The organism is Dietzia psychralcaliphila (assembly GCF_003096095.1).
In the GTDB taxonomy this organism is placed as follows: domain Bacteria; phylum Actinomycetota; class Actinomycetes; order Mycobacteriales; family Mycobacteriaceae; genus Dietzia; species Dietzia psychralcaliphila.
This window is the reverse complement of sequence record NZ_CP015453.1, coordinates 1,340,458-1,365,976: the sequence shown is the minus strand read 5'-3', so window position 1 is coordinate 1,365,976 and position 25,519 is coordinate 1,340,458. Positions and strand designations below refer to the sequence as shown.

Genomic DNA, 25,519 nt, shown 5'->3' with positions numbered 1-25,519 from the left:
CGTCCGGGTCAGCGCGTCCGGATCAGCGCCGTACCGGTGGCCCGGTCGTGCAGTCCGCGACCGTCCTCGTCCTGGACGAGGGGCGGCAGCAGGAAGAACACAAAGACGACCCGGACGATGGCCCGCAGGACGCCGACCCGCTCGTCGGCGTCGATCCGGGCGGTTCCGATTCCGAAGAGTGCCTGTCCCGGCGTCTGGGCGAAGAGCCAGACGCACACCACGCCGGTCACGCCCCAGAGCAACGGGGTCGCCCAACTGGCGACGGCGGAGAACGTCTCACCGCCGAGCAGTCCCGGACCCCCGAGGGAGACGACGAGCCCGACGAACCCGTAGGCCAGGAACCAGTCGACCAGTAGTGCACCGAGGCGCACCCCCAGCGGAGCGAGGGAGCCCTCGCCGTACTCGGGCAGCCCGAGACGCTCACCCTTGAAGTCCTGCTCCGGCTCGTTCCCGGACGAGGTCGGGCCGGACAGCCATGATCCTGCAAGTTCACGCATGATTCCAGGGTAGCCGGGACACGGCCGATCCCCGTCTCGACGTTCCCCCACTCCCCGTGTCACCGATCCCCCACAGTGGTTGACTAGGCTGACCCCATTGGGAGGGACGCCACCCGGCCCGTTGCGTAACACCGCCGAAACATTCGGTTGACGGCCGGGCAACACCTCGCCCATATCGTGAGGTCACCGCACGACGGGCGGCACCGGTCGCCCGTCGCACAGAGAGACGAGGAGCGACATCGTGGCATTCTCCACTCCGGACGAGGTCATCAAGTTCATCAAGGACGAGGGCGTCGAGTACGTAGACATCAGGTTCACCGACCTGCCCGGCGCCGAGCAGCACTTCACGATCGCTGCTGCCGCCTTCGACGAGGACATGATGGAGGACGGCCTGGCCTTCGACGGCTCGTCCATCCGGGGGTTCCAGTCGATCCACGAGTCCGACATGATGCTGCTGCCGGACGTGTCGACCGCTCGCCTCGACCAGTTCCGCAAGGCCAAGACACTCAACATCAGCTGCTTCGTCCACGACCCCTTCACCCGTGAGGCCTACAGCCGCGACCCCCGCAACGTCGCGCGCAAGGCCGAGGAGTACCTGATCTCCACGGGCATCGCCGACACCTGCTTCTTCGGCGCCGAGGCCGAGTTCTTCGTCTTCGACTCCGTCCGTTACGGATCCGGCACCAACCACGGCTTCTACGAGGTCGACTCGATCGCCGGCAACTGGAACACGGGCGCAGAGTCCGAGGCCGACGGCTCGCCCAACCTCGGTTACAAGGTCCGTCCCAAGGGCGGGTACTTCCCCGTGGCGCCGTACGACCACTTCGTTGACCTGCGCGACGAGATGTCGACCAACCTCACCAACGCCGGCTTCGAGCTCGAGCGTTTCCACCACGAGGTGGGCTCCGGCGGCCAGCAGGAGATCAACTACAAGTTCAACACGCTCCTGCATGCCGCGGACGACATCCAGCTCTTCAAGTACATCGTCAAGAACACCGCGTGGAAGAACGGCAAATCCGCCACCTTCATGCCCAAGCCCCTCTTCGGCGACAACGGCTCGGGCATGCACGCCCACCAGTCACTGTGGAAGGACGGCAAGCCGCTGTTCCACGACGAGGCCGGGTACGCCGGGCTGTCCGACGTCGCCCGCTACTACATCGGTGGCATCCTCCACCACGCGCCGTCGCTGCTCGCGTTCACCAACCCCACGATCAACTCGTACCACCGGCTCGTCCCGGGTTACGAGGCGCCGATCAACCTGGTCTACTCGCAGCGCAACCGCTCCGCCTGTGTCCGTATCCCGATCACGGGCAACAACCCCAAGGCCAAGCGCATCGAGTTCCGCTGCCCCGACTCCTCCGGCAACCCGTACTTCGCGTTCGCCGCGATGATGATGGCCGGCCTGGACGGCGTGAAGAACAAGATCGAGCCGCACGCCCCGGTCGACAAGGACCTCTACGAGCTCCCGCCGGAGGAGGCCGCGGACATCCCGCAGGCGCCCACCTCGCTCAACGCGGTGCTCGATCGCCTCGAGGCCGATCACGAGTACCTCACCGCGGGTGGCGTGTTCACCGAGGACCTGATCGAGAACTGGATCGAGTACAAGCGGGAGAAGGAGATCGCCCCGGTCAACCTGCGCCCGCACCCGCACGAGTTCGACCTCTACTACGACTGCTGACACCCCAGCTCCGTAAAAGGTGAAACGCCCCGGCCCCTGCGGCCGGGGCGTTTACCGTTGGGCCAGGACCGGACAACGCCGTCGGGTGGGAGAACGGAAGGGGTCGGAGCTCATGGACGCAGAAGAAGTCGACTTCCGGAGCGCCTCCCCGAGGGCCAGACCACTCAAGGTGGTCGCGGCCGCCCTGGACCCGGACCACGAACCGGGTGTCAGCCGGGAGGGCGAGAGCTACCCCGTTCTGCTCAAGCTGTCCCGCGTGCTCGACCCGGAGGAGGCGAGGTTGATCCTCGAGCGGAACCCCTTCCTCCACGCCAGTGCCGGCTCGCGGAAGCTCATCGCCATGGACACCTCGGTCGAGACCCTCCGCGAACAGAAGGACCGACTCCAACTCCTGCTCGCCGAGGTCGAGGCGGACGCGCTCGCAGAGCAGGCCCGGCGCCGCTCCGAGGAGCACCGCGCGGCCGAAGAGCGCGTGGCCGAACTCCGTCGGCGCAACAACGTCCTCGGCGAGATCGAATGGTGAACCGCCGAGGTCGTGGGAGTGTCGAGGTCGTGGGAGAGTGCTGGGATGAAGACTCCTAGTTCCCCCCGTTCCGTCGAGGGCGCAGCCCGCTCGGCCGTCGACCACCCGGCCCTCGAGTGGCTGGCCCGTGCGGGCTTCGTCATGAACGGCATACTCCACCTGCTCATCGGGTGGATCGCCATCCGGATCGCGACCGGTTCGGGCGGAGGCGAGGCCTCCAACTCGGGAGCCCTCGCTCAGATCGCGTCCGCACCGGGCGGCCAGTTCCTCCTCTGGGCGGGCGCGATCGGCTTCATGGCCCTGGGCCTGTGGCAGGTCGTCGAGATGATCCTGGGATCGGAGGAGGTGTCGGACAGGGGCAAGGCCGGCACCAAGGCTGCCGTCTACTTCGCGCTCGGCGTCACCACGGCCCGGTTCGCCTCGGGAGGGTCCGATTCGGATTCCGAGACGGCCTCCGGCACCACTGCCGGACTACTGGGCTCCGGACTCGGCAAGGTGGCGCTCGTCGCCGCCGGACTGGTGATCATCGGCGTCGGCGCGTATCACGTCTACAAGGGCGCCACCAAGAAGTTCGTCGAGGATCTCGAGCGCACCGGAGGTGGCAACGTCGGGCGGGCGATCGTCGTCTCCGGCCAGCTCGGTTACATCGCCAAGGGCGCCGCCCTGATCATCCTCGGCGGCCTCGTCGTCGCCGCGGTCGTGACAGCGGATCCCGAGAAGGCGGGCGGCCTGGACGCCGCTCTGCGGACGGTCGGCGAGCAGCCGTTCGGACAGATACTGCTCATCGCGACCGGAGTCGGCATCGCGCTGTACGGCGTCTACTCCCTGGGGCGGGCCAGGTACAGCCGGATGTGAGACGCCGGGCTCAGCCGAGTTTGGGGAAGTTCTGGGGACAGTAGGTGCCCACGGCGGCGCCGAGGAAGAAGCCCTGTTGCTCGGCGCCGAGTTGCCCGTACTCCCCGAGCCACCCTGACACCTCGTCCATCTGCTGCCCCCCGTCGAAGCGGCCGCAGGCCTCCGTCGCGGTGGCCACCGGATCCACGCCCTCGGGGAGCACGACGTCCTGCCTCTGCAACAGAGCGGCGAAGTCTCCGCCCCCGGGGGCGACCGGCGCGGGCTCACCCGCCGGGGGCTCGTCGGGTTCGGGTGCCGGTCCGGGTGCCGGTTCGGGCTCCCCGGGCATCGGTTCCGGCTGCGGCTCGGGCGGCGGGGGCGGCGTCACGGGCCCGGTGGGTTTCTCCGGTCTCTCCTCGGCGAACGGGGTACTCGACGAGGCAGGCGTCGTGGTGGACTCCGTGGCCACCTCGGGAGCCTCACCCTCGACCGTCGCCCCGCCACAACCCGCGAGTACCACGGCGAGCGCGACGGCGCCGAGGCCGGAGGCGGTCGTCAGGATGCGTGAACTCATGGTGCGCATCGTAGGTCAACGGACCCGGTCCGCGGGAAGACGCACCGTCGCGAGCACGCCCAGATGGTCGGTCGCACCCACCCGGACGGTGCTGGTGTCCCCCACCGACAGCGCGCCCCTTGCGAGCACGTGGTCGATACCGATGAGCGGCGGGACTCTCCTGCCGGCGGGCCATGTGGGCACCCACCCGTCGCCCCCGCCGGAGACCGAATCGGTGTAGCCGAGCCCACGGAGCCCGCGGAATCGGGCATGATCCCAGGTCGCGTTGAAGTCGCCGCCCACCACGACGGGGGCCGGGCCGGGCAACCCGCCGAGGTACCAGCGCAGCCGATCCGCTTCCTCGACCGCGGTGGGACCGTCGAACACCGGCGCCACGGGGTGAGCGGCCACCACCGTCACCGGACCCGCGGGTCCGGCCATGTCCGTGCGCAGGACACCCAGGCTGAAACCGGGGATCCGCTCGGGTGGCGAGAGCGGGTACCGCGACCAGACCGCGACACCGGCCGTCTGCGGAGCGGCGTCAGTGGCCTCGTGCGGGAGCATCTCGACGAGCCCTGCCGCGCGGAGTCCGTCGACGGCCTCCGGGGTGGCCTCCACGGTCAGCAGCAGGTCGACGCCACCGTCGCGGACGGCACGGACCACCTCGACCGGGTCTGCACGGCCGAACTCGAGGTTCTGCACCAGCACCCGGAGGTCGACCCCCTCGTCGTCGTCCCCACGGGCGGGAGACACCAGCGGGCCGTACTGGATGACCCCCGCGCCGACCAACGCCAGGGCGACGATCGTCAGCAGCACTGAGCGGGCGCGCAGCGCCGCGAGGACCGCGACGAGAGAGAAGGCCCACGCCCACAGCGCGAACGTCGCCAGGACCAGCACCGCGGGGACCTCGGAGGTCGAATGGTGCAGAGCGATTCCCGTCGCGGCCACCAGTGCGGCCAGCACGGCCGACGCCCGGGCCACCGGGCGGGGTCGCCTCACCGCAGGAATTTGCGCAGGTCCCCCAGGGCCGCGATCACACGGTCGAGGTCGTCGCCGTTACGGACCATCGACCGGACCGTCTCGGCTACCGAGGCGATCGACGGCGAGCTGGACGTCCCCGGGGCGGGCGCGACCGGTTCCCCGACGAGCGCACCCGAGGCCGCGCGGGCCGCCCCCGCGCGACGGAGGTCCGGTCCGAGTTCCACCTCGAATCGGTCGCCCATGTCGTCGGATCCCAGACAGCGCACGCGTTCGTCACCGGGGACGCCCGCCGCCCGGACCGCGTCGACGAACTCGTACAGCTCGCCGTAGGTGACGCCGTCGAGGGTGAGGGTGAGATTCATCTTCACAGCCATGGCCCCAGAGTATCGGCGTCCGGCCCCGGAGCGCATCGGTGACAACCCCGGTTCCGTCCCGGACACACCTCAGTTCTCGCCCCAGAACACGTGGTCGACGGCCTTTCGGCCGAGGCGGGTGACCCGCAGATACTGGTTGAGGAACTCAGCGCCGTCGGATGACCCGGCACAGATGCTGGCCACGGCAGCCAGGATCTTGCCCTGACCGGGGAGTTGGTCGACCGCCTTGCCGCGCGCCAGGACCAGCGCGTTTCGGGCACGGGCGGCCATGAGCCACGACTGCACCAGCGCCTCCCGCTCGCCCTCGGACAGCAACTCGGCGGCGGCCGCGGCCTCGAGCGCCTCCAGGGTGGAGGTGGTGTGCAGGCCCGGCACCCGCGCCGCGTGCTGCATGGTGAGCAGTTGGGCGGACCACTCGACGTCCGCCAGACCGCCGCGGCCCAGCTTGGTGTGCGTGGCCGGGTCGGCGCCCCGGGGCAACCGCTCCGTGTCGATCCGCGCCTTCATGCGCCGGATCTCCTGCACCACCTTCGGCGGGACGCCGTCCTCCGGGTAGCGGAACTCGTCGATCATGTGCAGGAAGTCCAGGCCCAGGTCGCGATCACCCGCGGCGAACGCCGCGCGCAGCAGGGCCTGCAACTCCCACGTCTCGGCCCACTTGGAGTAGTAGGCGCGGTAGGACGCGAGCGTCCGGACCAGGGGTCCGTTGCGGCCTTCCGGGCGCAGGTCCGCGTCGAGGTCGAGAGGGGGGTCCGACGACGGCGAGGAGAGCAGTCGGCCCACCCTTTCGGCCACCTGGACGGCCCACCGGACGGCCACGTCCTCGGCGACGCCGTCCACGGGGTCGCACACGATCATCACGTCGGCATCGGATCCGTAGGACAGCTCGTCCCCGCCGAGGCGCCCCATCCCGATGTACGCGAGCCGGGCCGGCGGCGACTCCCCCTCGGGGGCCATGTCCCTGATCACCGCCGCAAGCGAGGCCTCCAGCACCGCCCGCCACACTGCCGAGAGCCGCTTGCCCACCTCGGGCACGGACACCAACCCCAACACGTCGGCGGCGCCGATCCGGGCGAGCTCGGCCCGCCGCAGCGACCGCGCCGCGGCGATGACCTTCTCGGGGGCCCGGTGGCGGGAGGCCGAGGCGGACAGCGCGGAAGCGATGTCGGAGACCTTGGACGCCACGAGCACGGGCCCCTCTGCCCCGTCGGTCAGTTCCGGGATCACCTCGGGGTTGCGGAGCAGGAGTTCGGAGACGAACGCCGAGGTGCCCAGGACCGTCACCAGTCGGCGTGCCACGATGCTGTCGTCCCTCAGGATGCGCAGGAACCACGTGACGTCCTGGTGCTCCTCGCACAGCTTGCGGTAGGCCAGCAAGCCGGCGTCCGGGTCCGGGGTGTCGGCGAGCCACTCCATGAACGCGGGCAGGAGCAGCGCCTGGATACGACCGCGGCGGTTGTTCTGCCCGGCGAGGGCTCTGAGATGCCCGAGCGCGTGGCGGGGTGCACCGAACCCCAGGGCCGCGAGCTGCCGCTCCATAGCCTCGGAGCTCAGGGACAGGGCCTCCGCGTCGTAGGCGGCGATCGAATCCAGCAACGGGCGGTAGAACAGCTTGGAGTGGAGTCTGCGCACCCGGCTGCGGACCTGGCGCAGCTGCTCGAGAAGCACCTCCGCCGCGTCGTGCCGACCGCTCGGCCGGATGTGAGCGGCCCGGGCGAGCCAGCGGTACGCCTCCTTGTCGCCGTCCTCGGGGAGCAGGTGGGTGCGCTTGTAACGCTGGAGCTGGAGACGGTGCTCGAGCAGGCGCAGGAACTCGTAGGCGGCCACCAGGTTGGCGCCGTCCTCCCGGGCGATGTACCCGCCCGCCCGGAGCGCTCCGAGAGCGTCCACGGTGCTGGTGGCCCGCAGCTCGGCGTCGGTGCGCCCGTGCACCAGTTGCAGGAGCTGGACGGCGAACTCCACGTCGCGCAGGCCTCCGCGACCGAGTTTGAGCTCGCGCTCGCGAAGCGTCTCGGGGACGTTCTCCTCCACCCGGCGACGCATGGCCTGGACGTCGTGCACGAAGTCGTCCCGCTCGGAGGCCGTCCACACCAGCGGATGGACGGTGTCGTAGTACTCGGTGGCCAGTGCCAGGTCACCGGTCATCGGTCGGGCCTTGAGCTGAGCCTGGAACTCCCACGTCTTGGCCCACCGCTTGTAGTACGCCTCGTGCGACTCCAGCGTCCGCACCAGCTCGCCGGACTTGCCCTCGGGTCGCAGGGCGGCGTCCACCTCGAAGAAGGCCATCGAGCCGATACGCATCATCTCCCCGGCCACACGACCGGTCTTGGCGTCCGCGGGTTCGGAGACGAAGATGATGTCGACGTCGGAGATGTAGTTGAGCTCGCGGGCCCCGCCCTTGCCCATGGCCACCACGCCCAGTCGGCTCGGCATCGGTGAGCCCGGATACACGGTGGCCACGGCCACCGCGAGTGCGGCGGTCAGCGCCGCGTCCGCGAGATCGGCCAGTCGACGGCCCACCTCCGCGAACGGCAGCACCGGCTCGTCCTCGACCGTGGACGCCACGTCGTGTGCGGCCAGCAGTGCGACGTGGTCGCGGTACGCGGACCGGAGCACGTTGACCGCGGCGCCGCCGGTGACCCCCGCGCGGTAGGTTCCCACGCTGCGCAGGTCCGCGCTCTGGGACGGCGCGGGGGCACCCTCGACGGGTTCCTCCGGGACGGCGTCGACCACACCGAGCATGTCGGCCAGGACGTCCTCGCGGGACGGCAGGGGCGAACGGAGGAGCGCCCAGCGGGTGGGCTGTGCCACCAGATGGTCCCCGAGGGCGCTGGACGAACCGAGCAACCCCAGCAGACGTCCGCGCACCTGTAGGTCAGAACGTAGCGCCGAGTCCAGGGCCGCCACCCCGGCGTCGACACCGGCGCCGGCGGTCGGGCCACTACCGTGCGAGTCGGCGGCCAACGCCTCCCGGAGCCGGACCAGCGCCCCCAGGGCGAGGTCCGGGTCGGGTGCGCGCGAGAGCGCCCACAGCAGCGGGATCGCGTCCTCGTCGGTCCACTCCAGGTAGTTCAACCAGTCCCCGGCGCGCTGGTCGAGCAGTCCGAGACGGCCCGGGCTGGGCACCTTGGACCGCGACGAATCCATGCTCACCTCGACCGTCCGGTCACAGGGCGAGGTAGTTGCGGAGCTCGTACGGGGTCACCTCGTTGCGGTACTCCCGCCATTCGCGTCGCTTGTTGCGCAGGAAGAACTCGAACACGTGCTCACCGAGTGCCTCGGCGACCAGTTCCGACTCCTCCATCGCGTCGAGGGCCTGCTCGAGGCTTCCCGGCAGATCCGTGTAGCCCATCGCACGCCGCTCGCGCCGGCTCATGGTCCACACGTCGTCTTCTGACTCCGGCGGCAGCTCGTAGCCCTCCTGGACGCCCTTGATCCCGGCGGCGATCATCACCGCGTACGCGAGGTACGGGTTGCACGCCGAGTCCGGGCTGCGGACCTCGATGCGTCGCGAGGAGGCCTTGTTGGGCGTGTACATGGGAACCCGCACCAGGGCCGAGCGGTTGGCGCGGCCCCAGGTGGCGGCGGTGGGGGCCTCGCCGCCGCCGATGAGCCGCTTGTAGGAGTTGACCCACTGGTTGGTGACGGCCGAGAACTCCGGGGCGTGACGCAGGATGCCCGCCACGAACGACTTCGCCGTGGTCGACATCTGGTACTCGTCGTCCGCGTCGTGGAACGCGTTGGCGTCGCCCTCGAACAGGCTCATGTGCGTGTGCATGGCCGAACCCGGGTGATCACGGAGGGGCTTGGGCATGAACGACGCCCACACCCCGTTGTTCATGGCCACCTCCTTGACGATGTAGCGGAAGGTCATGATGTTGTCCGCCATGCTCAGCGCGTCCGCGTAGCGCAGGTCGATCTCCTGCTGTCCGGGTGCGCCCTCGTGATGGGAGAACTCCACCGAGATGCCCATCGCCTCCAGCGCCTCGATCGCGTGCCGCCGGAAGTGCGGGGCCGAGTCGTGAACGGCCTGGTCGAAGTAGCCACCGTTGTCGGTGGGGACCGGCTCGGCTCCGTTGGTGTCGAGGTCCTTGAACAGGAAGAACTCGATCTCCGGGTGCACGTAGCAGGAGAAGCCCAGGTCGGCGGCCTTGTTGAGCTGCCGGCGCAACACATGGCGCGGATCGGCCCAGCTCGGGCTGCCGTCGGGGTTGAAGACGTCGCAGAAGATGCGCGCCGAGTGCTGGCCACCGTCGGCGTGGGCCCACGGCAGCACCTGGAACGTCGACGGGTCCGGTTTGGCGACGGTGTCGGCCTCGGACACCCGCGAGAATCCCTCGATGGCGGAGCCGTCGAAGCCGATCCCCTCCCCGAACGCCCCCTCGAGCTCTGCCGGTGCGACGGCCACTGATTTCAAGGTCCCGAGAACGTCGGTGAACCAGAGCCGGACGAACCGGATGTCGCGCTCTTCCAAGGTCCTGAGAACGTACTCCTGCTGGCGGTTCATGTAGCCCAACCTAGTGCCTGTCGTGTTACGAGCGTGTGACATCGGGTCCGCGACACACTCACCGGGCCCCCGTCTACCGGCCTCCGCCCTCTACTCACCGACCGCCACCGGCCCCTGCCCCGGGCCTCCGGCCACATGGCCCGAGACCGACGCCCCCCCGGGCCGTGGCAGACTCGTCGGCGGCGGCAGCGTCCGTCACCGCCCCCCCTGTCCACCCGGGGACCGGCCATCGTGTCGGCCTCGAGGTCACCGTAGGAAGGCCACACCGCCATGAGCGACAACCCCGACACCCCGGTCTACGGTTCCGGTGGCGCGCCGGACGACGGCCCCCGGGGCCTGACGCGGGTGACCCGGATCCACCACCTGGCCGAGCTGAAGGCCGCGGGGGAACCCTGGCCGATGCTGACCGCCTACGACGTCGTCTCCGCGCGGTTGTTCCAGGAGGCCGGCATCCCCGTCCTGCTGGTGGGGGATTCCGCCGCCAACGTCGTCTACGGGTACGACACCACGGTCCCCGTCACCGAGGACGAGATGATCCCGCTGGTGCGGGCCGTCACGCGCGGTGCCCCCAAGGCACTGGTGGTGGCCGACCTGGTGTTCGGGAGCTACGAGTCCTCACCGACGCAGGCCGTCGCCGCCGCCACGCGGATGATGAAGGAGGGAGGGGCCCAGGCCGTCAAGCTCGAGGGCGGCGTGCGGATGGCACCGCAGATCCGGGCGATCGTGGACGCCGGCATCCCCGTCATGGCCCACATCGGGTTCACCCCCCAGTCCGTCAACGGCCTCGGGGGTTTCCGTGTCCAGGGACGCGGGGACGCAGCGGACGACCTGAGGGCCGACGCCCGCGCCGTGCAGGAGGCCGGGGCCTTCTCCGTCGTCATGGAGATGGTGCCCGCCGACCTCGCCCGCGAGGTCACCGCCGAGCTGGACATCGCGACGGTCGGCATCGGCGCCGGCAACGGCTGCGACGCCCAGGTACTGGTGTGGCAGGACATGGCCGGCCACGGCACCGGACGGACGGCGAAGTTCGTCAAGCGATACGCGCAACTCGCCGACACCCTGCGGGACGCCGCCCGCGAATACGGCGACGAGGTCCGCTCGCGCACGTTCCCCGGCCCCGACCACTCCTTCTGACCGCGCAGGGATCGTCGATGAACCAGCAGACCACGCGCCGCACCCCGTACCCCGGGATCGAGCCGTACGAGAGCGGCATGCTCGACGTGGGCGACGGTCAGCGCCTGTACTGGGAGTGTTCGGGCAATCCGGATGGCTCCCCGGTGTTGTTCGTCCACGGCGGGCCCGGCGGCGGGACCTCCCCGGCGCACCGCCGGATGTTCGACCCGGCCGCCTACCGGATCATCCTGGTGGACCAGCGCGGGTGCGGCCGGAGCGCGCCGCACGTCGCCGACGGTGCGGACCTCGCCGTCAACACCACGTGGCATCTCGCGGCCGACCTCGAGCGGCTTCGCGAGGCGCTGGGGATCGAGCGCTGGCTGGTGTTCGGCGGCTCGTGGGGCACCACCCTGGCACTGGCCTACGCGCAGGAACACCCTGATCGCGTCCGTGGCCTGGTCCTGCGGGGGATCTTCCTGTGTCGGCCGTCGGAGATCGACTGGTTCTACCGGGGCGGCGCCGCGCACCTGTTCCCCGACGCGTGGGAGGGCTACCTCGCGCCGCTCCTGGCCGCCGAGGGCGCCGACGAGGTCCACCGCGACGGCTTCGACCACGTGGCCGCCTATCACCGCCTCCTGCACTGCGGCGATCCGGTGACCGAGATCGGGGCCGCCCGCGCGTGGACGACGTGGGAGACCACGACGTCCACGTTGCTCCCCCGACCGGGGACAGGGGACGACGACGAGGCGGACAGGTTCGCGCTGGCCTTCGCCCGGATCGAGAACCACTTCTTCGTCCACGACGCGTTCCTCGACGGCCGGGCCATCCTGGACCGGATGGACCGGATCGCACATCTCCCCGCCGTGATCGTCCACGGCCGCTACGACGTGGTCTGCCCGGTCGCCAACGCGTGGGAACTGCACGCGGCCTGGCCGGGCTCGGAGCTGCACATCGTCGCGGACGCCGGGCACGCGATGGCCGAACCGGGCACCACCCACCACCTACTCGAGGCGACCGACCGCTTCCGGCCCTGAACCCAGCGCACGACCCGGCGAGTGCTCACCTCGGTCCGCGTCGGCCCAGGTGGGCGCCGGCGGCGCTGGACAGAGGTGACCACTCGTCAGGGGTGGCCGGGTCAGACCACCCCGAAATGGCGGGAGACGGCCACCGTGCCCTTCTGGTATCCGGCCGGGAACAGCCGGACCAGCGCGTCCAGCACATACGCGTCGGGCCCCACGAGCACCCGCGCGCGCCGCCGCTCGACCCCCTCGAGGATTACCCGCGCGGCCGTCGACGCCTCCGTCCGTGCGAACTTGGCGTCGAAGATCGTGGCGAAAGTCGCGCTGTCCAGGCCCTCGGCCGCGCCGGCACTCCTGGCCACCGCGGTCCTGATCCCCCCGGGGTGCACACAGGTGACGTCCACGGGGTGGCCGCCGGCGAGCATCTCCATCCGCAGGGACTCGGTGAACTGCTGCACCGCGGCCTTGGCCGCGTTGTAGGCGTTCTGGGTGGGCACGGACAGGATCGCGAAGATGCTGGAGATGTTGACCAGATGGCCGTCTCCGGAGGCGATGAGGTGCGGCAGGAACTCCTTGGTGCCGTGCACGACCCCCCAGTAGTCCACATCCATCACCCGGGCCATGTCCTTGTACCCGGACTGAGCGACCGACCCGGTGAACGCGATACCGGCGTTGTTGACGACGAGGTTGACCACCCCGAACTGCTCGACCACGCGGCCGGCGTACTCCGCGACCGCGGCCTGCTCGGCGACGTCGAGTCGGTCGGAGTGCACCTCCACCGAGGTCTCCGCCCCCACCAGCCGCACCGTCTCGGCCAGACCGTCGACGTCGACGTCGCTCAGCGCCAACCGGGCTCCCCGGCGCGCCGCCTCACGTGCGAGTTCGCGACCGATGCCGGAACCGGCACCCGTGACGACGACGACTTTGCCGTCCATCCGCCAGCGGGGACGGCGGGCGGTCAGCCCACCCAGCGCCGACATCACCTTGCCGATCGGGGCGCTCACCGGAGTGCCCCCTGCACCGTCGGCGCCGCGGCGGCTTCGTCGATCGTGGTCCGGCGGTAGGCGCTCAAGTCGAAGTCCCTCGTCTGGTTGCGGTAGGAGAAGGTGAAATCGGGCCACACCGCCGGGGCGTTGCCCTTGGCGTCGAGGTACCAGCTCTTGCAGCCGGTCACCCAGACGGTCTCTCCGGTGTTCTCGCGCAGCTCACGGTTATAGGCGTTCTGGACCGCCTCGCGGACCTCCACCGTCTGCAGGCCCCGGTCTCGCATGCTGCGCATCGCGTCCACCAGGTAGTTCAGCTGGGACTCGATCATGTAGATCATCGACGAGTGGCCGAGGCCGGTCGCGGGACCCATCAGGACGAAGAGGTTGGGGTACCCCGCGACGGTGGTGCCCTTGTACGCCTCCATCCCCTCACTCGCCCACTTGTCCGCCAGGGTCCGACCGGACGCATCACGCACGCGCTCGAAGAACGGCGAGTCCGTGACGTGGAATCCGGTGGCCACCACCAGCACGTCCGCCGGGTGCTCGGCGCCGTCGGAGGTGACGATCCCGCCCTCGGTCACCCGGCTGATGGGCGTGGTCACCACGTCGACGTTCTGGCGGGTCAACGCGCGGTACCAGGCGTTGGACAACAGGATCCGTTTGCAGCCGATCTCGAAGTTCGGCGTCAGCTTGGCGCGCAGACCGGGGTCGCGCACCGACATCGCCAGGTGCGCGCGACCGATGGCCTTGATCGGGGCGAGGGCCGCACGGGTACGGGTCAATCCCACGACCTGGAATTCGCGGCTGGCGTATTGCAGGGCCCGGACGGCACGCTGCAGACCGGGGACCCTGCGGTAGAGGGCCCTCTCGAACCCCGGATACTGCCTGTCTATCCGGGGCAGCACCCAGGGCGCGGTGCGCTGGTAGACGTCGAGGTGCTCCACGGTCGGGGCGATGGACGGCACCACCTGGATGGCCGAGGCACCGGTCCCGATCACCGCGACGCGTCGACCGGCCAGCGGGACCGAATGGTCCCAGCGAGCGGTGTGGAAGACGGGGCCGGCGAAGTCTCCGATCCCGTCGATCTCCGGCAACCGTGGTTCGCACAACGCGCCCACGCCCAGCACCAGCACTCGAGCGTCGTACTCCCCCGCCGTCGTCCCGACCGTCCACCGGCCGCGGGACTCGTCGAAGCGGGCAGAGGTGACCTCGACGCCGAACCTGATCTTCTCCCGTACGCCCGCGTCGTGGGTGACGCGGCGGATGTAGTCATAGATCTCGCCCTGCGGCGAGAACGCACGCGACCACCCCGGGTTGAGGGCGAAGGAGTACGAGTACAGGTGGGAGGGCACGTCACACGCCGCCCCCGGGTAGGAGTTGTCGCGCCAGGTGCCGCCCACGTCGGTGCCCCGCTCCACCACGATCACATCGTCGAATCCGTCCTCGGTGAGTTTTATGACCGTCCCGAGACCGGAGAACCCGGCCCCGACGACGAGGACGTCGACGGTTGTCGTCTGATCCACTTCTTCTCCCTACGACGAGCATGTGATCGGAACCACTACGACCTTACCCGCTAGTAAGTCCGATGAGGGCCAGCTGATCGGGGGCGAGCCGGAGGCCGCGTTCACCCGGGCCTGATAGAACCAGACCATGACGATCAGCGAGACCGTGGAGGTCGAGAGCAAGTTCGAGGTCGGCCCCGACACCCCGATCCCCACCGCGGAGGCTTTCGCCCCATTGCTGGCGGACGAACCGGTGGTTCACGAACTCTCCGCGACCTACTACGACACCGCCGATCTCTCGCTCACCCGCCACAAGGTCACGCTCAGGCGGCGCACCGGCGGTGATGACGCCGGCTGGCACCTCAAACTGCCGTCCGAAGCCGGTCGGGTAGAACTTCAGGTCCCGCTCGACCACGGCGACGACGTCCCGGCCGAGTTCGTGGCGGCGGTGGCCGGGCTGGTCCGCCGTCGGCCGCTCGCGCCCGTGGCCCGCGTGGACAACCAGAGGCATGTGCTGATCCTGCGCGAGCCGGACGGAACGGCCGTGGTGGAGTTCTGCGACGACCACGTCTCCACCGACTCGTTCGCGACCGCGGGAGCCGGCGGCGACTGGCGGGAGTGGGAGGCGGAACTCGTCGATCCGTCGCGGCCCGGTGCGCGGGACCATCTCGCCGCCGTCGCCACCGCGTGCACCGACGCCGGAGCCACGACCTCGTCGTCGTCGTCCAAACTCGCCCGCACCCTCGGCCCCCTCCCAGACGTGACCGACAAGGGCATCTCTCCCGTCAAGGACGCCCTGCGTGAGGACCTCCACCGGGTGCTCGACCACGACCCGGCCGCCCGACGCGTCACGATGGTGGGTGTCCACCAGATGCGGGTGGCGGTCCGTGGGCTTCGCAGCACCATCAGTTCCTTCGCCAAGGAGCTCGAGGCGGAGACCGAGCACACGGACATCGACCTGGCCGGGGTGCTCGAGGAGCTCAAGGTCCTGGCCGCGGTCCTGGGCAAAGTTCGGGACATCCAGGTCGTCGACGAGCGACTCGGGGCACTGGCCGCCGGCTACCCCGAGGACGTCGTGGACCACGCGACCCGACGGCGACTGCATGCCGAACTCGAGGTGGAGGAGCGGCGGGCCGCCGCCCGCGTCACCGCGGCGCTGGGCTCCGACCGCTACCTCGACCTGATCGACCGGCTCCACCTCCTGGTGGAGCTCGCCGGCACCGACACCGCCGCCGGCGACCCCTCCGACGATGCCGCGCCGGCACCGGCACCGGCCAAGAAGAGGCGGAAGCGCGAGGCCGAGGACATGATCCTGCGGGGTGTGGATCGGCAGTTCGCCAAGTTCACCAAGGCCCGCACCCGCACGGAACGTGACCTCGAGGCACTCGAGCTGACCCTGGCCCAACGCGAGGAGTTGACGCACGTCGTCCGCAAGCGCGCCAAGGCCCTGCGACGCAACGTCGGCGCCCTCCGGGAGTCGGAGGGCCTGTCCGTCGCGCCGCTGCGCACGGCGTGTCAACGACTGCACACCGTTCTCGGCGACGTCCAGGACAGCGTGACCGCCCGGATGTGGATCCGGCGGATCGCCAAGCGCGCGGAGTCTGCCGGCGAGTCGACGTTCGGGTTCGGGGTGCTCTTCGAGCACGAACGAGGGTTCTCCGAGCGCGCCCTGGCCGGGTTCGAGAACGACGCGGCCACCGTCACCGCGGCCTACCGCGAACTGTCCGAATCCCGTCGATCCGCCCGGCGGCGGGGCAAGAAGGAGGGTCGCGGGAAGAACCAGGGTGGGAAGAAGGCAGGGTCGAAACGGTGAGCCTTAGCAGGCGCTCCCCTACTCGACCTTTCCCACCTCAGTCCTTCATGACCCAGACCCACTCACCTCAGTCCTTCTCGTCCTCCGCGTCCCACGCCTCGTTGCGGGACTTGACCCTGGCCAGCGCGGCCTCGGCCTCGCCGCGGGTGGCATAGGGACCCATGCGGTTGTCCCAGTTGGTCACCTTGCCCTGTAGCGCCTGACCTGTGGCGATGTCGTAGTACCACTGCTCTTCCGTCACGACGGGCCTCCTCGGATCACTCGGTGGACGTGCTCCTGTGACCCTACTCGGGAGTGTGGCCCAACTCGCTCCGCCTTACTGACTTACGCGGCCTCTCCGGCTGACGCTGCTTCTCCGAGGGCGAGGGGCGCGAGCCCGGGGGCTGGTGCTGGGGCGAACGAGTCGGCCTGTAAGCCGGATCCTGTGCCCCTCCGCATGCGGAGGGGCGACGACCATCCATCTGGGCACACCGTCGCCGGGTGCCTCGAGCGGTCCACCCGCGGACTCGGGCGAGCAGCCCTTCCGTGCATCGCTGCACACCATCCGCGCAGCCGCACCGCAGGCGGTGCGGCCTTTGACCTTGCTCCGGGTGGGGTTTACCTAGCCGCCCCGGTCGCCCGGGGCGCTGGTGCGCTCTTACCGCACCGTTTCACCCTTACCTCGCCCGCAGGCGCGGCGGTCTGTTTTCTGTGGCACTGTCCCGCGGGTCACCCCGGGTTGCCGTTAGCAACCACCCTGCTCTGTGGAGTCCGGACTTTCCTCGGACCTGGGCCTTCTCGCCTGTCGGCGCCGGTTCCCCTGCCCGCGGCCGTCCGGCCGACTCGTTCGCCCTGGCAGTCTAGTCGAGGTGCGAGGTGTCGTTGACCAGGTGTACGGAGGTCGGTCCGTCCGGGTAGAAGCGCACGTCGGAGACCGAGGCCAGGTCCAGGTGGAGCCGGAAGAGGAGCTCGTCGCCGGCGTCGAGTGCCGCGCGGATCGCCAGTTTGATGGGGGTGACGTGGCTGACCACGGCCACCACGCCGCCCGGGCTCTCCTCGACGATCCGGCGAAGGCCCCGCTCGACCCTGGCGCGGACCACGGCGAAGCTCTCGCCCCCGGGGGGCGGTACGGCGGTGTTGGACAGCCAACTGGCGTGGAGCTCGGGGTCCTGCTCGGCGGCCTCGGAGAAGGTCAGGCCCTCCCACAGGCCGAAGTCGGTCTCGATGAGATCGTCCGCGACGAGCAGGGGAACCCCCGCCGCGTCGGCGGCGCGCTCGGCTGTGCCCAGGCACCTGCGCAGGGGCGAGGTGACCACGGCGGAGAGCTCCGGGATGCGGGCCAGTCGATCGGCGGTCCGTTCGGCCTGGACCACCCCCAGGTCGGTGAGGTCGGGGTCGCCCTGCCCGGAATAGCGCCGGTCCACCGAGAGCGGGGTCTGACCGTGACGGGCCAGCACGATCCGGGTGGGCCTCCCGGCGGCACCGGTCCAGCCCGGGCCGCCGCTCATGAGTTGTCCGTCCGGACCACGATCACGCCGCACTCCGGGCAGTTCAGGACGTCGTCCGCGGGAGCGGTGCGGAACGCGGACACGGTGGTCCGGTCGAGATCCATCGCACACGCGGAGCACCGGCCGCCGTTGAGGATCGCCGCTCCCACTCCCGCCTCCTCCGCGCTACGGGAGTAGAGGTCGAGCAGCTCGGTGGGGAGGTCCTCCGCCTGGCGGGCCCGCTCGGCGGTCGTGGCGGTGACGCTGTCCTCGAGCTCGGCGAGTGCGGTGTCGCGGACGGTCACGGCCATCCCCAGCCGCGCGTCCAGGTCGGTGATGATCGCACCGGAGTGGCGGACGTCGGCTTCGACGGCCTCGTGGCGCTCGGTCAGCTCGGAGAGCTCTGCCGCCAGGTTCTCCTCGCGGCGGTGGAGCGACCCGAGCTCGTACTCGAGCTCGGTGGCCTGCCTGTCGGACAACCCTCCGGCAGCCAACAGGTCGGCGTCGGTGGCGCGACGCCTGCGCACGGCCTCGAGATCCGAGCGCAACTTGACGATCGCGCGGTCCAGGTCCTCCACGTGGATCCGGGCCCGCGCCGCGGATTCCACGGCCGACCGCCGCTCGGCCTCGAGCTTGTCCAGCACCGCCTGCTCCGGGAGGGATCTGCGCCGGTGCGCGAGGGAGCCCAGGCGCAGGTCGAGCTCGGCGATGTCGATGAGTCGACGCTGGACGGTGGGATCGGCCTTCATGAGGGCCAAGACTACCGCCCGTCGCCCGCTCCCCCGGACGCCACCGTCCACGGGTCGGTGCGCAGGTCGCACACGGTCGCCGTCACCCCGACCCCCTCCTCCAGCAGCGCCGCGGCCTGCGCACACCACGGGAACTCCAGAGCCCAGTGCGCCGCGTCCACCAGCACCGGCCCGCCTTCGCGGAGGTGTTCGTCCACGACGTGGTGACGCAGGTCCCCGGTGAGGTACACGTCCGCCCCCGCCGCGCGCGCCGCCCCCAGCAGGGAGTCGCCGGAACCTCCGCACAGCGCGACGCGCCTGATCTCCGTGCCCGGGTCCCCGGCGGCGCGGACCCCCCACCGCGTCTGCGGGAGTCGCGCTCCGACGAGCTCGGTGAACTCCGCGAGCGACATCGGTTCGGGCAGGTCACAGATACGGCCGAGACCGGTGTCCTCCGGGCCCGGGCCTGGACCGGCGTGGTTGACCAGCACGTCCATGGCGGGGACCTCGTACGGGTGTGCGGCCGTGACCGCTCGGCGGATCGCGGATCTGAGTTCGGGTGGCGCCACGAACTCCACCCGCGTCTCGGAGACCTGCTCGGGCTCGCCGACCACGCCTATCGCCGGGTCCGTTCCGTCGCCGGGGCGGAAGCGGCCGGTGCCCGGGACCGAGAAGGAGCATTCGGTGTACCCGCTCATCCGGCCCGCGCCGGCGGCGAACACCGCGTGCAGGAGGTCCTCGACGTCGTCGTCGGGCACCGTCACCACCCACCGGTCGACGGTGCCGTCGCCGGTCGGCGCCAGCGGCCGCCCCGGAGTCAGGCCGAGCGTCTCGGCGAGGGCGTCGTTGACCCCGGGCCGCGCCGAATCGGCGTTGGTGTGCGCGGCGTACAGCGCACACCCGCCCGCGATGAGCCTGTGCAGGAGCCTCCCCTTGGGGGTGTCGGCGGCGACCGAGTGCACCCCCCGCAACAGCGGCGGGTGGTGGACCAGGAGCAGTTCAGCACCCAGGGCGAGCGCGTGATCGACCACCGCGTCGGTGGCGTCGACGGCCACCACGACCGACCCGACCTGAGCGGTGGGGTCACCTGCCACGAGGCCGACGCGGTCCCACGACTCGGCCAGCCGCGGCGGGTAGGCGCGCTCCAGGAGGTCGATCACGTCGGCCAGGGTGGTCCCACCGGTGGTCATCGTCGATCCCCTTCCCGTTGCGCCCGCCACGCGCGGACGAGTTCGGCCACCATCCTGCCGTCACGCACGGCCAGACGCAGGTAGGTGGCGTCGAGGCCGGGGAACGTATCCCCGCGGCGGGTCGCGATCCCCCTGCGCGCCAGGCCCGCACGGAACGCGACGGGATCCATCCCGGCGGGGGTTCGCACCAGGACGAACGGCGCCTCGGGGGGCACCACGACCGGGATCCCGGCGGTCTCGAGAGCGGCCACCATCGCCTCGCGTTCGGCCACCACCTGCGCGCGCACCGTCTCCAGTTCCCTGTCCGCCGCGGGAGCCAGGCAGGCCCGGACGGCCTCAAGTTGCAGGGTGCCCAGCGGCCAGTGCGGGCGGTCCGTGGCGAGGTCGGCGAGCACCGCCGGATCGCCCACCGCGTACCCCACCCGGAGCCCGGCGAGCGCCCACGTCTTGGTCAACGACCGCAACACCACCAGGCCGGGCAGTCCGGCGCCGGCGAGGGTGTGCCCCGCCTCGTCTGAGACCACGTCGCAGAACGCCTCGTCCACCACCGTCACCCGGCCGGGGCGGCACAACGCCGCGACGGTGTCCCTGGGATGGAGTACCGAGGTGGGGTTGGTGGGGTTGCCGACGACGACGAGGTCGGCCTCATCGGGCACGAGCGCGGGATCGAGTCGGTACGGAGGGGGCAGGATCACGCGGTCGACCCCGACTCCGGCCCGCCTCAGCTCGACCTCCGGTTCGGTGAAGGACGGGTGCACCACGGCCGCGTGCAGGCCACGCCGGGCAGCGTGGTCGGCGATCAGGTGGAACCCCTCCGCGGCACCGCCCAGCAGCAGGACGCCGTCGGGACCCACCCCGTGGCGGGCGGCGACCGCGGCCACGGCCGCCTCGTCGTCGTCGACGGTGGGGTATCCACCCAGGTCTCCGAGGCGGGACGCCAACCGCTCCCGCAACCACGCGGGCGGTCCGTCACCGCGCACGTTGACGGCGAAGTCCACCCCGCCCGGCACCAGCTCGGCATCACCGTGGTGACGCAGCGCGTCCCACGACGGCCCCTCGGGCAGATGCTCGGGCGCGGGCCCGGGCGCGGGTCCGGGCGCGGGTGTCATATCCGGCAGCCTAGGCGGGTCGCGCAGGGGTGGCGACGACAGGCGGCGGCGACGGGTGGCCGCGCACGCCGGCCGGGGTCTGAGAGGATGACGGTATGCCCGACCGCCCGATCCTCCTCGTCGATCTCGACGGCACCATCACCGACTCGTTGGACGGCATCGCCAGGTCGCTCCACCACGCGCTGGACGCCGTCGGCGCCCGCTGGGACGACTCACGTGACATCCGCTCCATCGCCGGCCCTCCCATGCCGGACACCCTCGCGTCGCTGGGGCTCGGGGGCACCGACCTGGAGCGGGCGATGAGTGCGTACCGCGAGCGCTACAGCGACGTGGGCTGGCTCGAGAACGCCGTCTACGAGGGAATGGACGGACTGCTGGCGCGGCTGGCCGGTCACGGCTACCGGATGGCGGTGGCGACGAGCAAGGACCAGCAGGCCGCGCAGCGGATCCTGGAGCACTTCCGGCTCGACGACCCGTTCGAGTTCATCGGCGGCGCGGACCTGCGGGTCGGGCGGGCGGCCAAGGCCGACGTGATCGCGCACTCGCTCGCCGCGCTCGGGGTGGACCCGGTGCCGGCGACCGCGGGGGGCACCGACCAGGTGCTCATGATCGGCGACCGCGAGCACGACGTGGAGGGTGCCGCCCGCTACGGGATCCCCACGGCGATCGTGCGCTGGGGATACGGCAGCCCTGGAGAGTGGGACGGCGCCCGCTGGTCCCCGTCGGACACGGCCGAGCTGGAGCGGATCGTCCATGAGTGGTGACCCGGTCGTGCACGTGGTCTTTGTCTGTACGGGCAACATCTGCCGCTCCCCCATGGCCGAGGTCATGGCCCGACACGCCTTCTCCGGGGCCGGGTTCGGGGACAGGGTCACCGTCTCGAGCGTGGGCACCGGCGGCTGGCACGTGGGGGACGGCATGGACCCGCGGGCCGCGGCGGAGCTCGAGGCCCACGGGTACGACAGCGCACACGTGGCGGCGCAACTGTCCACCGCCGATCACACCGCCGACCTCGTCGTGCCTCTCGACCGCGGGCACCGTGAACACCTCCTCGGCGCCGGCGTCGAGGAGGACCGCGTCCGACTCCTCCGGGGGTTCGACCCCGCGGCGGACGGCGAGGACGTGGCCGACCCCTACTACGGCGACCACGATGGCTTCACCCGGACCCGTCGCCAGATCGCCGACGCGCTCCCCGGGCTGGTGGCCGAGGTCCGTGCCCTCCTGACTTAGCCCGTCGGGGTGCAGCGGATACCCTGGGGACATGCGGAGTCTGCGGCGCTTTCTGAGTCCCGGGTGGCTGATCGGCCTGCTCGCCGTGGCGCTGTTCGCCTGGGCGTGCTTCGCGTTGCTGGCCCCGTGGCAGCTCGGCAAGAGCGAGGACCTCGACACCCGCAACACCCGCCTGGCCGAATCGATCGAGGCCGCACCGGCCCCGTTCGGGCAGGTGGTGGACGGCCCCGAGGCGTTTGTCGACCGCGAATGGCGGTTGGTGACCCTGGACGGTCAGTGGCGACCCGACGCGGAGGCGCTGTTGCGACTCCGCGCGGTCGACGGCGAACCGGTCTACCAGGTGTTGACGGTGTTCGACCCGGTCGACGGGCAGGAGATCCTGGTCAACCGCGGTTACGTACCCGTCGGCGAGAACAACACGGTCCCCGACTACGTCGCAGCGCCGGCGGGCCCGGTCGAGATCACCGCGCGGATCCGGGCCGCCGAGAACGGTCAGGCCGAGCCCGTCCTGGTGGACGGGCTGCCGGCCGTGCGGGTCCTCGACCCCTCGGTCCTGGGCGACACCCTCGACCACCCGCTGGTGCCCGCGGGCTACCTCCAACTGACCGGTGACCAGCCGGGTTCGCTCTCCCCTGTGCCGATTCCCGGGATAGAGAACGGCCCGTACCTCTCCTACGGTCTGCAGTGGCTCGCCTTCGGTGTCCTCGCGCCGCTCGCCCTGGCCTATTTCGCCTGGGCCGAGATCCGGGCCCGACGCCGGGACTCCGAGGGGGACGACGACGTGGCCGCACCCGTCGACACGGGCGGTGTCGACACGGACGGCGTCAACGCGGGCGGCGTCGACCCCGACGACGCCGCATTCGACGCCCGCAAACGCGCCCTCCGGGCCCGCTACGGGCAGCGGGACGACGCCGAGCTACGGCGGGCTCACCGGCGCGCGGACCGTCTACGGACCTGACCTCGCCGGGACACGCGAGCTGCAGCCGTCCCGACGAGTGCCTGTGCCGCGACCGCACCGGCGGCGGTGGCGAACTGGGTTGACCGCATGAGCCGGATCGCCCTGCGGACATCGTCCGGCCGCGGCGCGAGCCCCCGGCCCAGACGCGGACGCATCTCCACTCCGTACGGATACGGGGTCCTCCCGCCCAGCTGGATCCCGAGAGCTCCCGCGCACGCCGCTTCTATCACCCCCGCATTGGGGCTCGGGTGCGCCCGGGCGTCCCGCCGCCAGGTGCTCAGTGCATCCCTCGGCTGACCTCCGACCGCCGGAGCGAGTACGGCGGTGAGAACGGCCGCCAGTCGCGCGGCGGGCCATCCCAGGACGTCGTCGAGTCGCGCCGAGGCCCACCCGAAGTCCACGTATCGACTCGAGCGGTGACCGACCATCGCGTCGAGGGTGTTGGCGGCCCGGTGTGCCGCCGCTCCGGCGGGCCCGGCCACCGCCGCCCAGAACAGGGTGGCCACGGCCGCATCGGAGGTGTTCTCGGCGACGGACTCGACCACGGCGCGGGCCAGATCCCCGGCGTCGAGCGCACTCGGATCCCGGCCACACAACCACGGCAGGAGCTCGCGGCTCGCGGGCACGTCCCCCCGCTCCAACAGCACCGCATGCCGTTCCGCGACCCGGAGCAGTGACGTGCCGCCGAGGCAGGACCACACCGTCACCGCGGTGACGGCCACCCGCAGGGCGGGCCTCCGGGCGGTGAGAATCTCCGCGGCCCCCGCGGTCGCCGCCGCTCCGCCGACTAGCACCATCGTGAAGGCGGCGCCCCGGAGGCGGGTCCTGGTGGCGCTGTGGGGCACGGTGTCGCCGGGCGGCCCGGCGTCCGGGTGCAGCACCTGCTCCAGCGCCGACGCGCAGACCCCGAAACCCGCCACGGGATGCCATCGGGCGGGGTCAGCGAGCACGGCATCCGCGGCGAAGCCCAACGCCGTACCGAGTGCTCGGAGCCGATAACTGTTCATGAGTGCGCGCGGAGGGAATCGAACCCCCGACCGCTGGTGTGTAAGACCAGAGCTCTAACCGCTGAGCTACGCGCGCGAGAACACCGCCGCGACAGACCACGACGGCGTGCGACAGGTTATCCCACCGGCCGGAGTGATCGAATGCCCAGGTCCTCCAAGCGGGCTGAGTGCCCCCGGAGTTGCTCCACGACACCGCCGACGGGGTAACTCTGGACAACAGTCCGACAACGCCGCAGAATCCGATCATGACGAAACGCCGTCGGGCTGTCGGCTCGGCCGTCGCGCTCTCGCTGGCACTGACCGGCGCGACCGCGTGCAGCGCCGCCGACCGCGCCGTGATGACCGCCCCCCAGTGCCCTGACTCCTCAGCGTCGCCCACCGCTGCACCGCGGGTAGCGGGGCAGGCGGTGCTCCTCGGCGGCGTGGTCCGCAGTTCGCTCCCACCGGGCCCGATCCGGGGATGGGAGCAGGTCGTCTCCGTGGCGGATGCGGGTCCCGCGCTCGCCGCGGTCCACCCGGACGGCACCGTCTCGGTGGTCGGAGAGGATCACCGGGGACTCCTTGCCGGCACGTCCGCCGGACCCGCGGCTGCACTGCCACAGAAGGTGCCCGGCGTCCGGGATGCCACCTCCGTGGCGGCGGTCGGCGGAGCATTCCTGACCACCCACTCCGACGGATCCGTCACCGCATGGGGCGATTCGTTCATCGCGAGCGGGGGCGTCCGCGGGGCCGAGCGCGACCAGCCCACCCCGAGCCCCGTCCCCGACGTCGAGAACGTGATCGAGGTGGCCGACGGTCAGCTCAACGTTCTGGCGCTGCGCTCCGACGGCCGACTCCAGGGGTGGGGGATCAACCTCACCCAGGTCATCGGTGAGCCGGACGGAACGCGGGTCCGCACGATCCGGGACGTGCCCGGCGCCGTCAGCGTGGCCAACCCGGGTGGGGCCGCCGTCATCGCCACCAGCACCGGAGAGGTGTGCGCGTGGGGTAACAACGTCCACGGACTCCTGGGGGTCGAACCGCGGGGCGGCCAGAGCCCGCGGGCAGTCCTGGTCGAGGGGCTGACCGATATCGTCCAGGTGGCCGGCGGGCACGACTTCGCGCTCGCCCGGGACACCGGGGGACGTGTCTGGGCCTGGGGCCGCACCGTCTCCGGGGTGCTCGGCGACGGAGAGACCGAGGACAGCTCGACCGCCTCGCCGCAGCAGGTGGTCGATGTGCCCCCGATGGACTGGATCGGCGCCTCCGAGGCCGCGTCCTACGGGATCGACCGGACGGGAAACCTGTGGGCCTGGGGCGGCGGTCACCGGGTTGCCCCGTACGCCGGCGAGGACCGGCGTCCCTACCGTGTCCCGCTGCCGGGTCCCGCGCAGGCGGTGTCCGGCGGGGTCGTGCTCCTCGGACCGGCTCGCTGACGAGCGGCCGCAGGAAGTGCGGCAGGCCCCGGACAC

23 protein-coding genes, 1 tRNA gene, 1 other RNA gene and 1 pseudogene are annotated in these 25,519 nt (G+C 71.1%); 10 read left to right on the top strand and 16 right to left on the bottom strand.

Annotated features, from left to right (window positions below):
* Positions 1–8: 8 nt before the first annotated feature.
* Positions 9–497 carry an RDD family protein gene (locus A6048_RS06160; RefSeq protein WP_107748255.1) on the bottom strand — a complete coding sequence of 163 codons (489 nt, stop codon included), beginning with the start codon at positions 495–497 and terminating at the stop codon, positions 9–11.
* A 241-nt stretch (positions 498–738) separates the two neighbouring features.
* On the opposite strand from A6048_RS06160, the gene glnA (A6048_RS06155) reads away from it, so the two are divergent.
* From glnA (A6048_RS06155) to A6048_RS06145, 3 genes are all read left to right on the top strand, one after another.
* On the top strand, positions 739–2,175 hold the full coding sequence (gene glnA / locus A6048_RS06155; RefSeq protein WP_107748254.1) for a type I glutamate--ammonia ligase: 1,437 nt from the start codon (positions 739–741) through the stop codon (positions 2,173–2,175).
* A 112-nt stretch (positions 2,176–2,287) separates the two neighbouring features.
* Entirely contained in the window at positions 2,288–2,698 is a 411-nt protein-coding gene (locus A6048_RS06150) for a hypothetical protein (RefSeq protein WP_107748450.1), read from the top strand.
* 45 nt (positions 2,699–2,743) lie between these two features.
* Positions 2,744–3,553: a DUF1206 domain-containing protein gene (locus tag A6048_RS06145; protein WP_107748253.1), complete on the top strand. Its 810-nt coding sequence runs from the start codon at positions 2,744–2,746 to the stop codon at positions 3,551–3,553.
* 10 nt (positions 3,554–3,563) lie between these two features.
* On the opposite strand, the gene A6048_RS06140 is transcribed toward A6048_RS06145, so the two are convergent.
* From A6048_RS06140 to glnA (A6048_RS06120), 5 genes are all read right to left on the bottom strand, one after another.
* Positions 3,564–4,106 (bottom strand): DUF732 domain-containing protein, encoded by a 543-nt coding sequence (locus tag A6048_RS06140; protein WP_235027687.1) that lies wholly within the window; start codon positions 4,104–4,106, stop codon positions 3,564–3,566.
* Positions 4,107–4,121: 15 nt separating this feature from the next.
* The gene (locus A6048_RS06135; RefSeq protein WP_235027688.1) at positions 4,122–5,084 is read right to left on the bottom strand and encodes an endonuclease/exonuclease/phosphatase family protein; all 963 of its coding nucleotides are present in this window, start codon (positions 5,082–5,084) and stop codon (positions 4,122–4,124) included.
* Entirely contained in the window at positions 5,081–5,440 is a 360-nt protein-coding gene (locus A6048_RS06130) for a hypothetical protein (protein ID WP_235027689.1), read from the bottom strand. The genes A6048_RS06135 and A6048_RS06130 overlap by 4 nt, the downstream gene beginning before the upstream one ends.
* Before the next feature lie 69 nt (positions 5,441–5,509).
* Positions 5,510–8,587, bottom strand: a complete 3,078-nt coding sequence (locus tag A6048_RS06125; protein ID WP_107748251.1) for a bifunctional [glutamine synthetase] adenylyltransferase/[glutamine synthetase]-adenylyl-L-tyrosine phosphorylase — start codon at positions 8,585–8,587, stop codon at positions 5,510–5,512.
* 19 nt (positions 8,588–8,606) lie between these two features.
* Entirely contained in the window at positions 8,607–9,947 is a 1,341-nt protein-coding gene (glnA, locus tag A6048_RS06120) for a type I glutamate--ammonia ligase (protein ID WP_107748250.1), read from the bottom strand.
* A gap of 270 nt (positions 9,948–10,217) precedes the next feature.
* On the opposite strand from glnA (A6048_RS06120), the gene panB reads away from it, so the two are divergent.
* Positions 10,218–11,081: a 3-methyl-2-oxobutanoate hydroxymethyltransferase gene (gene panB / locus A6048_RS06115; protein ID WP_107748249.1), complete on the top strand. Its 864-nt coding sequence runs from the start codon at positions 10,218–10,220 to the stop codon at positions 11,079–11,081.
* A 17-nt stretch (positions 11,082–11,098) separates the two neighbouring features.
* On the top strand, positions 11,099–12,094 hold the full coding sequence (gene pip, locus A6048_RS06110; protein WP_107748248.1) for a prolyl aminopeptidase: 996 nt from the start codon (positions 11,099–11,101) through the stop codon (positions 12,092–12,094).
* Between the two features lie 101 nt (positions 12,095–12,195).
* Here pip and A6048_RS06105 read toward each other — a convergent pair whose 3' ends face one another.
* Together A6048_RS06105 and A6048_RS06100 are read right to left on the bottom strand one after the other, a co-directional pair.
* On the bottom strand, positions 12,196–13,014 hold the full coding sequence (locus A6048_RS06105) for an SDR family NAD(P)-dependent oxidoreductase (RefSeq protein WP_162845719.1): 819 nt from the start codon (positions 13,012–13,014) through the stop codon (positions 12,196–12,198).
* A gap of 65 nt (positions 13,015–13,079) precedes the next feature.
* Positions 13,080–14,588, bottom strand: a complete 1,509-nt coding sequence (locus A6048_RS06100) for a flavin-containing monooxygenase (protein WP_107748247.1) — start codon at positions 14,586–14,588, stop codon at positions 13,080–13,082.
* Positions 14,589–14,715: 127 nt separating this feature from the next.
* On the opposite strand from A6048_RS06100, the gene A6048_RS06095 reads away from it, so the two are divergent.
* Positions 14,716–16,380 (top strand): CYTH and CHAD domain-containing protein, encoded by a 1,665-nt coding sequence (locus A6048_RS06095; RefSeq protein ID WP_107748246.1) that lies wholly within the window; start codon positions 14,716–14,718, stop codon positions 16,378–16,380.
* Between the two features lie 67 nt (positions 16,381–16,447).
* Here the strand turns inward: A6048_RS06095 and A6048_RS18220 are convergent, their stop codons facing one another.
* The 6 genes and pseudogenes from A6048_RS18220 to cobC all read right to left on the bottom strand — a co-directional run bounded on the left by A6048_RS18220 (position 16,448) and on the right by cobC (position 20,873).
* Positions 16,448–16,621, bottom strand: coding sequence for an SPOR domain-containing protein (locus tag A6048_RS18220; protein WP_146166364.1), 174 nt, complete (start codon positions 16,619–16,621; stop codon positions 16,448–16,450).
* A gap of 154 nt (positions 16,622–16,775) precedes the next feature.
* An RNA gene (gene rnpB / locus A6048_RS06090) (RNase P RNA component class A) lies at positions 16,776–17,205 on the bottom strand.
* A 14-nt stretch (positions 17,206–17,219) separates the two neighbouring features.
* A pseudogene (locus tag A6048_RS06085) lies at positions 17,220–17,855 on the bottom strand (histidine phosphatase family protein); the annotation flags it as partial.
* Between the two features lie 8 nt (positions 17,856–17,863).
* Complete coding sequence (locus A6048_RS06080; RefSeq protein ID WP_107748244.1) at positions 17,864–18,595, bottom strand: zinc ribbon domain-containing protein; 732 nt, start codon at positions 18,593–18,595, stop codon at positions 17,864–17,866.
* Between the two features lie 11 nt (positions 18,596–18,606).
* On the bottom strand, positions 18,607–19,764 hold the full coding sequence (locus tag A6048_RS06075; RefSeq protein ID WP_107748243.1) for a Nif3-like dinuclear metal center hexameric protein: 1,158 nt from the start codon (positions 19,762–19,764) through the stop codon (positions 18,607–18,609).
* Entirely contained in the window at positions 19,761–20,873 is a 1,113-nt protein-coding gene (cobC, locus tag A6048_RS06070; protein ID WP_107748242.1) for an Rv2231c family histidinol phosphate aminotransferase CobC, read from the bottom strand. Before cobC ends, A6048_RS06075 begins: the two co-directional genes overlap by 4 nt.
* A gap of 95 nt (positions 20,874–20,968) precedes the next feature.
* Here cobC and A6048_RS06065 point away from each other — a divergent pair, with 95 nt between their 5' ends.
* Genes A6048_RS06065 through A6048_RS06055 form a run of 3 tightly spaced genes read left to right on the top strand, consistent with a single transcriptional unit; the run spans position 20,969 to position 23,061 of the window.
* On the top strand, positions 20,969–21,637 hold the full coding sequence (locus tag A6048_RS06065) for an HAD hydrolase-like protein (protein WP_107748241.1): 669 nt from the start codon (positions 20,969–20,971) through the stop codon (positions 21,635–21,637).
* Entirely contained in the window at positions 21,627–22,103 is a 477-nt protein-coding gene (locus A6048_RS06060) for a low molecular weight protein-tyrosine-phosphatase (protein ID WP_107748240.1), read from the top strand. Before A6048_RS06065 ends, A6048_RS06060 begins: the two co-directional genes overlap by 11 nt.
* Positions 22,104–22,134: 31 nt before the next feature.
* Positions 22,135–23,061 carry an SURF1 family cytochrome oxidase biogenesis protein gene (locus tag A6048_RS06055; protein WP_107748239.1) on the top strand — a complete coding sequence of 309 codons (927 nt, stop codon included), beginning with the start codon at positions 22,135–22,137 and terminating at the stop codon, positions 23,059–23,061.
* Here A6048_RS06055 and A6048_RS06050 read toward each other — a convergent pair.
* Together A6048_RS06050 and A6048_RS06045 are read right to left on the bottom strand one after the other, a co-directional pair.
* Entirely contained in the window at positions 23,031–24,068 is a 1,038-nt protein-coding gene (locus A6048_RS06050; RefSeq protein ID WP_107748238.1) for a cobalamin biosynthesis protein, read from the bottom strand. The two genes, A6048_RS06055 and A6048_RS06050, sit on opposite strands and share 31 nt — an antisense overlap.
* A 3-nt stretch (positions 24,069–24,071) precedes the next feature.
* Positions 24,072–24,144, bottom strand: a tRNA-Val gene (locus A6048_RS06045).
* 169 nt (positions 24,145–24,313) lie between these two features.
* Between A6048_RS06045 and A6048_RS06040 the strand changes: the two genes are divergently transcribed.
* Positions 24,314–25,483, top strand: a complete 1,170-nt coding sequence (locus A6048_RS06040) for an RCC1 domain-containing protein (protein WP_107748237.1) — start codon at positions 24,314–24,316, stop codon at positions 25,481–25,483.
* Positions 25,484–25,519: the final 36 nt, after the last annotated feature.

Bases quoted from the DNA above. Each gene is read 5' to 3' on its own strand.
- A6048_RS06150 (WP_107748450.1), top strand. From the start codon at position 2,288: ATGGACGCAGAAGAAGTCGACTTCCGGAGCGCCTCCCCGAGGGCCAGA.
- A6048_RS06055 (WP_107748239.1), top strand. From the start codon at position 22,135: ATGCGGAGTCTGCGGCGCTTTCTGAGTCCCGGGTGGCTGATCGGCCTG.
- A6048_RS06040 (WP_107748237.1), top strand. From the start codon at position 24,314: ATGACGAAACGCCGTCGGGCTGTCGGCTCGGCCGTCGCGCTCTCGCTG.
- A6048_RS06160 (WP_107748255.1), bottom strand. From the start codon at position 497: ATGCGTGAACTTGCAGGATCATGGCTGTCCGGCCCGACCTCGTCCGGG.
- pip (WP_107748248.1), top strand. From the start codon at position 11,099: ATGAACCAGCAGACCACGCGCCGCACCCCGTACCCCGGGATCGAGCCG.
- A6048_RS06140 (WP_235027687.1), bottom strand. From the start codon at position 4,106: ATGAGTTCACGCATCCTGACGACCGCCTCCGGCCTCGGCGCCGTCGCG.
- A6048_RS06075 (WP_107748243.1), bottom strand. From the start codon at position 19,764: ATGACCACCGGTGGGACCACCCTGGCCGACGTGATCGACCTCCTGGAG.
- A6048_RS06065 (WP_107748241.1), top strand. From the start codon at position 20,969: ATGCCCGACCGCCCGATCCTCCTCGTCGATCTCGACGGCACCATCACC.
- panB (WP_107748249.1), top strand. From the start codon at position 10,218: ATGAGCGACAACCCCGACACCCCGGTCTACGGTTCCGGTGGCGCGCCG.
- A6048_RS06060 (WP_107748240.1), top strand. From the start codon at position 21,627: ATGAGTGGTGACCCGGTCGTGCACGTGGTCTTTGTCTGTACGGGCAAC.
- A6048_RS06125 (WP_107748251.1), bottom strand. From the start codon at position 8,587: ATGGATTCGTCGCGGTCCAAGGTGCCCAGCCCGGGCCGTCTCGGACTG.
- glnA (WP_107748250.1), bottom strand. From the start codon at position 9,947: ATGAACCGCCAGCAGGAGTACGTTCTCAGGACCTTGGAAGAGCGCGAC.
- A6048_RS06105 (WP_162845719.1), bottom strand. From the start codon at position 13,014: ATGGACGGCAAAGTCGTCGTCGTCACGGGTGCCGGTTCCGGCATCGGT.
- cobC (WP_107748242.1), bottom strand. From the start codon at position 20,873: ATGACACCCGCGCCCGGACCCGCGCCCGGGCCCGCGCCCGAGCATCTG.
- A6048_RS06080 (WP_107748244.1), bottom strand. From the start codon at position 18,595: ATGAAGGCCGATCCCACCGTCCAGCGTCGACTCATCGACATCGCCGAG.
- A6048_RS06130 (WP_235027689.1), bottom strand. From the start codon at position 5,440: ATGGCTGTGAAGATGAATCTCACCCTCACCCTCGACGGCGTCACCTAC.
- A6048_RS06050 (WP_107748238.1), bottom strand. From the start codon at position 24,068: ATGAACAGTTATCGGCTCCGAGCACTCGGTACGGCGTTGGGCTTCGCC.
- A6048_RS06145 (WP_107748253.1), top strand. From the start codon at position 2,744: ATGAAGACTCCTAGTTCCCCCCGTTCCGTCGAGGGCGCAGCCCGCTCG.
- A6048_RS06095 (WP_107748246.1), top strand. From the start codon at position 14,716: ATGACGATCAGCGAGACCGTGGAGGTCGAGAGCAAGTTCGAGGTCGGC.